The sequence below is a fragment of the Pseudomonas sp. NFACC13-1 genome (genome assembly GCF_900104425.1).
Lineage (GTDB): Bacteria > Pseudomonadota > Gammaproteobacteria > Pseudomonadales > Pseudomonadaceae > Aquipseudomonas > Aquipseudomonas fluorescens_AA.
In genome coordinates, this window is record NZ_FMXV01000025.1 from 87,079 (window position 1) to 94,847 (window position 7,769).

The 7,769-nt window shown below is 62.0% G+C and carries 8 protein-coding genes and 1 tRNA gene; 7 read left to right on the forward strand and 2 right to left on the reverse strand.

From position 1 onward, the window contains the following. Nucleotides 1–9 precede the first annotated feature (9 nt). A tRNA-Asp gene (locus BLQ55_RS24845) sits at nt 10–86 on the forward strand. Between the two features lie 89 nt (nt 87–175). Here BLQ55_RS24845 and BLQ55_RS24850 read toward each other — a convergent pair. Beyond that, nucleotides 176–1,312 carry a catalase family protein gene (locus tag BLQ55_RS24850; RefSeq protein WP_092257800.1) on the reverse strand — a complete coding sequence of 379 codons (1,137 nt, stop codon included), beginning with the start codon at nt 1,310–1,312 and terminating at the stop codon, nt 176–178. 31 nt (nt 1,313–1,343) lie between these two features. After that, on the reverse strand, nt 1,344–3,149 hold the full coding sequence (locus BLQ55_RS24855; protein ID WP_092257803.1) for a di-heme-cytochrome C peroxidase: 1,806 nt from the start codon (nt 3,147–3,149) through the stop codon (nt 1,344–1,346). Between the two features lie 269 nt (nt 3,150–3,418). Here BLQ55_RS24855 and BLQ55_RS24860 point away from each other — a divergent pair, with 269 nt between their 5' ends. The 6 genes from BLQ55_RS24860 to BLQ55_RS24885 form a co-directional block, all read left to right on the forward strand. After that, nucleotides 3,419–4,132, forward strand: a complete 714-nt coding sequence (locus BLQ55_RS24860; RefSeq protein ID WP_003204577.1) for a BamJ family beta-barrel-assembly machinery protein — start codon at nt 3,419–3,421, stop codon at nt 4,130–4,132. A gap of 293 nt (nt 4,133–4,425) precedes the next feature. Then, the gene (locus BLQ55_RS24865; RefSeq protein WP_072406553.1) at nt 4,426–4,881 is read left to right on the forward strand and encodes a YkvA family protein; all 456 of its coding nucleotides are present in this window, start codon (nt 4,426–4,428) and stop codon (nt 4,879–4,881) included. A gap of 102 nt (nt 4,882–4,983) precedes the next feature. After that, nucleotides 4,984–5,325 carry a helix-turn-helix domain-containing protein gene (locus BLQ55_RS24870; RefSeq protein ID WP_053124879.1) on the forward strand — a complete coding sequence of 114 codons (342 nt, stop codon included), beginning with the start codon at nt 4,984–4,986 and terminating at the stop codon, nt 5,323–5,325. Beyond that, nucleotides 5,322–5,693 carry a hypothetical protein gene (locus tag BLQ55_RS24875; RefSeq protein WP_003179080.1) on the forward strand — a complete coding sequence of 124 codons (372 nt, stop codon included), beginning with the start codon at nt 5,322–5,324 and terminating at the stop codon, nt 5,691–5,693. The genes BLQ55_RS24870 and BLQ55_RS24875 overlap by 4 nt, the downstream gene beginning before the upstream one ends. Next, nucleotides 5,694–6,095: an SEL1-like repeat protein gene (locus BLQ55_RS24880; RefSeq protein ID WP_092205589.1), complete on the forward strand. Its 402-nt coding sequence runs from the start codon at nt 5,694–5,696 to the stop codon at nt 6,093–6,095. It abuts the gene before it with no gap. 186 nt (nt 6,096–6,281) lie between these two features. Further along, a partial coding sequence (locus BLQ55_RS24885) for a DUF6531 domain-containing protein (RefSeq protein WP_256326647.1) occupies nt 6,282–7,769 on the forward strand: 1,488 nt, incomplete at its 3' end.

Sequence of the window (7,769 nt, forward strand, 5' to 3'; positions counted from 1 at the left end):
ATGTTACGCGCAGCGGTAGTTCAGTCGGTTAGAATACCGGCCTGTCACGCCGGGGGTCGCGGGTTCGAGTCCCGTCCGCTGCGCCATCTTCGGTTTCCTGGCCCGCTGAACGCCAGGTCACCACAAAAAGCCCGCTCAATGAGCGGGCTTTTTGTTGCCTGTCATTTGGCCGTTGCTACTGCTCGGCATTGCGGCTGTGGCGGTAATCGCTGACCGCCTCATACACCGCCTTGCGCAGGCGATTGATGCCGCCGAGGGGGCGGTGTGCCTCGATGCCGAACCACGGGTTGAACGACTGGTTGTCGCAAGCCAGGTTCAGCTTGGGCGTGTCGAAATCCTGGGCCGGCACCTTGATGTGCGCCACGGTCTCGAACGGTGCATCACTTTCCTGCCATTCAATACTGGTGTCTTCGATCGGCATGTACTTGCTCGGATCCTGCCGTTGGATCTGCAGGACGAAACACGCTGGCACGCGGTCTGTGGATAACTGCTGATTCAACGCGCTACGCAGAAAGTTCGGCAGGTCCTGGTTCTGAGGGGGCAGGGTATAGCTTGGGCAGCTATCCGGGTCCGGCGCGACGCGAAACTTGGCATTGGCTTCGCCGAATTTGTAAGGCGATACCGAGAAATAAGTGGTCTGGGTCGGACTGGCCGGAGCCGGCGAGAGGGTCGCCAAGGCAATGAACAGATGACGAACCTGCCACGTGCGCGGATCCAGGCTCGGAAAGAACGCCATCGCCTTCTTCCCGTCAGCCTGGGCGGCCACATTCTGACGGTACTCGGCGACATCACTGACAAAGAAGTTCGGATGATTGAACATCACGAAATCCTGCTCGCCCTGTGATTGCCGATCAACAAGCAGTTGTTTGCCCGGTACGTTCAGCAGCTTGATCGCCATCCCCCGTGCATCGCGCAGGCTGTCGAATTGCGGATAAGCGTTGCCGTTGGACAGGCGTATCGTGGCCTGCCAAGTCTTGCCCGGTTCGGCAAACACGCCTTGGCGCAACGGCGCCGGCAGGTCGCTCGGCACCTGGACTTCGGCCATGACGCAACCGTGGGCCTTGGCATGGGCGTCGCGCAGGTAACGCGTGCCTTCGCGGTGCTGATCGACGATGCGGATCGCGGTCTGGATGATGTCCTGGGTCATGGCAGCTTCGCCGGGTGCGATCTGTTCCTTGTCCGGGACCGGTCCCTTGTGCTGCCAGGCAAACCAGGCCGTGGACAGGGCCCAGCCGAGCAACCCGATACCCAGCAGCCACAAGAGCGTCTTGCCCAAAAAGGCGCCGAGGCGCAGCCAGAGGGTGATCAACATGCCAACATCCTTTTACCGGTGAGGTTCATCATTACAGCTGCGACTCCAGTGGCCCGCCCAGCACTTTCAAATACTCCAGCAAGGCCCAGCGCTCCTGCGGTTGCAGCAAGCGGCCAATGACGCCGTTACCGCGTTCGCCGGCGCGGAACTCATGGCCGCTGTTGTGATTGCCGGTAATCCGGGTGTCGAAGATAAAGCCGTTGGTGAACGCTTCGGTGCGATAGCCCAGGTGGCGTGGGTCGTATTCGAAGTTGCCCTTATAGAACGTGGTCGCCCGCTCGTCCTGGGGCGACAGCAACTGATAGATCGTCGGCACCGAGCCGTTGTGCAGGAACGGTGGGGTGGCCCAGACACCCGCCAGTGGCCGGGCCTTGTAGGCGCGCAGTTCACGCACGCCAATGGGCAGGCCGAAACCGTCCAGGGCCGGGCGTTCGACGGGGGTGACACCGGCGTCGCGGTAGGCGCGGTTTTCGACGAAGGCGGTGACGTAGGCCAGGCCTTTGGCGACCGAAAGCTGACTCAGGTCCAGCGGCTCCGTCGGGGTCGGGTGCAGTTGCACGTCCAACTTCGCCAGTTCGGCCGGGTCCCACTGCAGGCTGGTCAGGTCGAAGCGGTGGTCGGCGATGTTATTGGCGGTGCCCGGGTCGGTGCCGATCACCTGCACAGGCAGCATGTGCAATTGCTGCACCGGCCTGTCAGGCCCCTGGACCACCTTGGGCACATGGCAGCCGGCGCAGTTTTCGGTGAACAGGGCCCGGCCCTTGGCGGCCAAGGGTTTATCGATCGCGCCCAGCAATGCTTCCGGCCACACGGGCGGCTTGAGCAGTTGCAGGGTTTCTTCGATCTTGTTCAAGTCGCGCACGCGCACGCTGGAAGGGTATCGCGCATCGCCCTGCAGCGGTTTGCCCTGGGCGTCGAAGAAGTTCAGCGTGGCACCGACCCCCAGCGCTTCACCGACGTTGCGGGCCATCGGTTGCTGGGCCGATCCGTTCCATTGCACCCAGTCGAAGGTCCATATTTCCCACAACTGCGGGTAATCCACTGGAGCGTTGGCGATCCGGTAGTTTTCCGCCGAAATGGCGTCGCCGAAGCTGGCATTGGCGATGCGACCGAAGGCGTCGGTACGCCCGGGGCCTTCTTCGGTGGGGTAGAGGCCGCGGTGGGTATCATTCCAGGCCACCCGCAGGAACGTGTCCAGGGAAGTCTTGAAGGCCTTGCGCAGCGCTTCGTGGCGGGCGTCGTAGTCCTTGCCCAGTACCTGGCGGGCGAAGCGTTCGAATTTCCAAGGGTTGTAGTAGGTAGACGCCAGACTGGCGACCAATGCCTGTCCGAAACTGCCCCCACGTAGCGTAGGAACACTAGAAGGCAGTACGTGCTGGGCCGAGCCGCCGTCGATGCGTATGGCTTGGCCCTTGAAGTGCAATTCGCCGGTATGACACGCCGCGCAGGTGATATCCAGGAACTGCTCGGTGCTGCCCGGGTTCTGGTGTCGGGCGAACCCTACTGGCAAGTTGCCGGGGTTTTCAGGCGAGGCTTTCTGCGCCGGATCGATCAGGAAGCCGAAGCGCGCCAGGTACTCCGGCGAAGCGAAGCGTTGTTGCGAAAAAGGCAACTCGAGGGCGGTGAACCAGTCGTAGCGCAGGCCTTTGACCTGGGTGCCCTGGGGTGTGAAGTAATACGTCTGGCGTTCGGCGGCGCTCCATTGATCCAGATAGTGCACCTGTTCGACGGGCGTGTAGAACGGCAAGCGAGGATTGGCGACGTAATAAAGCACCACGGCAACGGTGACGATCAGCAGCGCGAGGAGCAGCAAGAAAACGCGAGAGAGAAGGCGCACGGTAACGTCCTTGTTTTTTTGATAAGCCCTTATGCCTCAGTGCTGCGCGGCGGGCAAGTGGCCATTACCCTTGGCCTGTGGGAGAGGGGCAATGTGTCCCTGTACGTAACGGATGACAGAGGCTTCATTTGCCCAAGATTAAAAAGCGTTTGCGGTCCTGAACTTATCATCTCTTTGCGGCTCACATGCCGGTAGCCATTGGTCGTGGCCGCCTGATAAGCTCGCGGCTTTATTCGATTGCCCTTTAGGCGCATGAACAAGGAAATAGCATGAAACAGCATCGGTTGGCGGCGGCGGTGGCCCTGGTTGGCCTGGTACTCGCGGGTTGCGACTCGCAGACCAGCGTAGAGCTGAAAACCCCGGCGCAGAAAGCTTCCTACGGTATTGGCCTGAACATGGGCAAGAGCCTGGCTCAGGAAGGCATGGATGACCTGGACTCCAAAGCGGTCGCCCAGGGCATCGAAGATGCCGTCGGCAAGAAAGAACAGAAGCTGAAAGACGAAGAACTGGTCGAAGCCTTTGCCGCGCTGCAAAAGCGTGCCGAAGAGCGCATGGCCAAGATGAGCGAAGAGTCGGCAGCCGCTGGCAAGAAATTCCTCGAGGAAAACGGCAAGAAAGCCGGTGTTACCACCACCGCTTCCGGCCTGCAGTACGAAGTGGTCAAGAAAGCCGATGGCCCACAGCCTAAGCCGACCGACGTAGTGACCGTTCACTACACCGGCAAGCTGACCAACGGCACCGTGTTCGACAGCTCCGTCGAGCGTGGCAGCCCGATTGACCTGCCGGTCAGCGGCGTGATTCCGGGTTGGGTCGAAGGCCTGCAACTGATGCACGTCGGCGAGAAGTACAAGCTGTACATCCCGAGCGACCTGGCCTACGGCGCCCAGAGCCCGAGCCCGGCGATCCCGGCCAACTCGGTCCTGGTGTTCGACCTGGAACTGCTGGCGATCAAGGATCCGGCAAAAGAAGACGCAGCCAAGTAATCGCGTCTGCTATAACGACAACGCCTCGCTCATGCGGGGCGTTGTCGCATCTGGGCTTCGGCGAATGGCAAAAAAACCGAACGCACGGGGCAGGCTACAGTCATAGGCAATACAGGCGCTGTGCTAGACGCAGTCAGCCGGTCAAGTCAATGAAATATTGGGTTTTTTTATGTGAGTAAAAAACGCCCGATCTAAGCCGGGGCCTTATGAAACGGGGGCTTCAGCGGTGAAATGCAGCTCTGTTCACAAGGTTATCCACAATTTGTGTGGATAACATTTCAGTGGGAGAAAAAATGAAGGCCCCGTGGAATTTTGCGCGATTTCTGCCCTTGGCAGGCCGCCTGCTGGCCCGCGGTCGATTACCGACGTTGCTCTTTGCCGTCGCCAGCAAAGGTGCCCGGGAGGGCGGACGGCTGGGCAAGCTCAAGGAGGACCTGCGCCTGTTGCAGGCCTTGTGCCTGGCTTACTGGCGGGGCGAATACCGTGCGGTCAGCGCCAAGTCGATGCTGTCGGTGGTGGCGGGGCTCATGTATTTCCTCAGTCCCCTGGACGCGATTCCGGATATCTTGCCGATGTTTGGCATGTTCGACGATATCGCAGTGCTGGCATGGGTCATGAAAACCCTCGACGTCGAACTCGAGGCATTCCGCGCCTGGCGTTATCGGCAGTCTCCCGAGAAACTGGCTCAAGTCGAAAGGCTTCCCGATACCCCGGAACAACTCCAGCTCCAAGGGCAGAAAAAGCCCTGATCCCCAGAGAATTCATCACCCCGCGACCTTAGCCAGCATTTAGGATTACACTTCCAAGGAAAAAGGCTGACTCGCTAAGTGTTGTTGTCCTACGGGGTAGACATGGATATTCAAATAATCACACGTGATGGAGAGCCCGAGTACGCGGTTTTGCCGTGGGATCAGTACCAAGCGTTGTTGAAGGCAGCAGGCATCGATCAAGCTCCGCCGCGCGAAGCGACAGTCCGTCACGCGGCGGCACCCGGCCAGGTTCTCCCTGGCCTGGATCAGTTACGCAGTTTGCGCGAAGGGAAGGGCATCGCCATCGAGGCGCTGGCCCGCACGGTAGGTATCAGCCCGTCTTATCTGGCCTTGATCGAGAGCGGCGAGCGACAGCCCGATGCCGCGATTCGGCGCAGTCTGGCCTGGGAGTTGACGGTGCCGGGTTGGAGGGAAGAATCGTGAGCGTACGCATCAGTCGGCAGCATTGGGATGGGTTGTTGGGTGAATTGGACCAGGCGCGTCGCCAGCGCCATTTATTGACTTATCGCGCCTTGCTGGAGCGCCTGCAGCTCCCCAGTCCTGCCATGCAGACCTTGACCGCGGCCCTTGAACACCTGGCGGCGCTGGACGCCCGGGCAGAACAGCCGCTGCGCAGTTCCCTGGTGATCAGCCAAGGTGCGAGCCGGTTGCCGCGCACGGGGTTCTTCGAATGCGTTGAGCGCCTGGGCCGTTTTTCCGGGCCTTCCGATGGGGTGGCCGCCGCCTCCTGGCACGCTTCGGAAGTGGTCCGGGTGTTTGAATACGAATACCCCGAGTCGGCGGAGGCCTGAGTGCTCTGGCGACTCAAGGCGCGGATCGGTTATTGGCTGGCGCGCCGGTTGTTTCACTGGTCCTGGTTCGTCCGCCAGGCGCGTGGCTGGGCCTGGCTCGAGGGCCAATTCTCGCGCATGGCGAACCTGGGCGACGTCGGTGCGCAAAGTTTCTATGGGCATATCCTCACGTTTCGCGGCCAAGGGCTGGGTGCCCGTGAAGAAGGGGTTCGCCTGCTGCGGCTGGCGGCACTGGCGGGTGATGGCAAGGCGGCCTACCAGGTCGGCGTGATCAGCCTGGCCGGTACAACCAGCAAGGCGCCGGACCCGGTCGAAGCGGCCCGTTGGTGGACCCTGGCGGCGAAAGCCGGGCATCCGTTGGCCGAGGTCAAGCTCAAGGCACTCGAAGCTCGCGACCGCTAGCGTTATCCACAGGCTATTCGTGACGAAGTCGGGCGGATTTAGCGAATCGCCCTACATCCTTTGTCCCGTTCCCCTGACTTAATTCCCCCGTCATCCCCGGCACAGTCTCGCGCTCCCCGAGTGCTGCGAGACGCTGCCCATGTTCGACCGTTTTTTCCTGCCGGCCCTTGAGCGAGCCCTGTCCTGATGGAGCAGGTGAACCGTATCGAGCAGGAACTCGATAGTTTCAAGGACACCCTGGCGGTCTACCGCGAGCAACTTGAGGGCTGGTACAGCCGGGCGGCGGACCGGGCCAGCCACGCGGCCGACTTGCCCTCGCTGATGGGCATGGAACGGCTGATCCGCTTCGGCGACAGCACCACCGTCGTCAGCAGTGGTGACGATGATTTCCTCTCCACGGTCGTCCAGTGCCCCCTGGGTGGGGTGATGACGATCGAGAGCAAGTTCGAGTCGGTGTACGACATCCCGCTGGGCGACATCGTGGTGGATGTGGTGGCGGTGAACAGCGGCAAGGTCACGCCGGTGACCCTGGACGCCCAGGGGCTCGGGACTTTCGAGGGGGAGGCGGGCCAGTCCTATCGGGTCCATGTCCAGGGCGAGGTGTCTCCCGGACAGATCGAAAAGCTGTTTTCTTCCTACGATGGCTTGACTCGGGATCTGACGGACTGGCTACGGGGTGAGTGGCAAGGCTTCAAGCCGCGATGGGCCCGGCAGTCCTTGGCGACATCGGCGGCTGCGGTGGGGAACGGGTTGCTCGCCGGCAGTTGGGCGGTGATCGAGGGGGTGTGGGACAGCATCAGCCTACTGTCGGACATCCTCAAGGATCCTGGTCGGTTTGCAGAGCGGTTGGGCGAAAGCGCCAGGCAGTTGGAGGACCTGGCTGAAAAAACGCCGCAACTGATGGCCAGGCTGCAACTGCTGGCCAGCGACGAAGCGGCGCTGTGCCTGTTGGTGCGCACCGCCAGCCTCTGGCTGGAGATGCTGCCGCCCAGCGAAGTCGCCGGCGAAACGGCCGAAGCACTCTCGACCGTGGTGGTGCAGTGCGTGATCGACTTGCTGATCGGCGTGGTCTTGACCTTTACCGGGGCGGGGGCCGGGATCGCCTACCTGTCGATGCGGTTGGCCAGGCACGGCGCAACCCTGCTGAACGCCATGCATCGTTTCGTCAAGGCGATCTTCGCGGTGGTCAACGGCTTCATGGCCTACGTGGACCGCTACAAAACCGTGGCGGCGCGCGGCGTCGCGGCGGGAATAAAAAAAGGCCGTATGCAACTGCGCTGGGATGCGCAGCGCAACACCACGCTGAAAAAACACGAACCCCACGACGACGCCCCGGCCCAATCGAAAAACCCCAACGGCGACAGCGCCGACACTGCGGCCCAGACCCAGACCAGCGGCTGCCCGGTGTCGATGGTCACCGGCGAAGAACTGCTGACCCTGGACGACGGCACCCTCGACGGGCGCTTGCCGTTCGTCTTCACCCGGCTGTACCGCACCAGCGCCGTCGCCCTGGACGTCGGCCTCGGGCGCGGCTGGAGCCATGGCCTGGCCCATCGCCTGGAGCTCAAGGGCGAGCAGGTCACCTGGGTCGACCAGGAAAACCGCCGCACGATCTTTCCGTTGCCCACCACCCAGCGTCCGGCGATCCACAACAGCCTGGCCCGGGCGGCGATC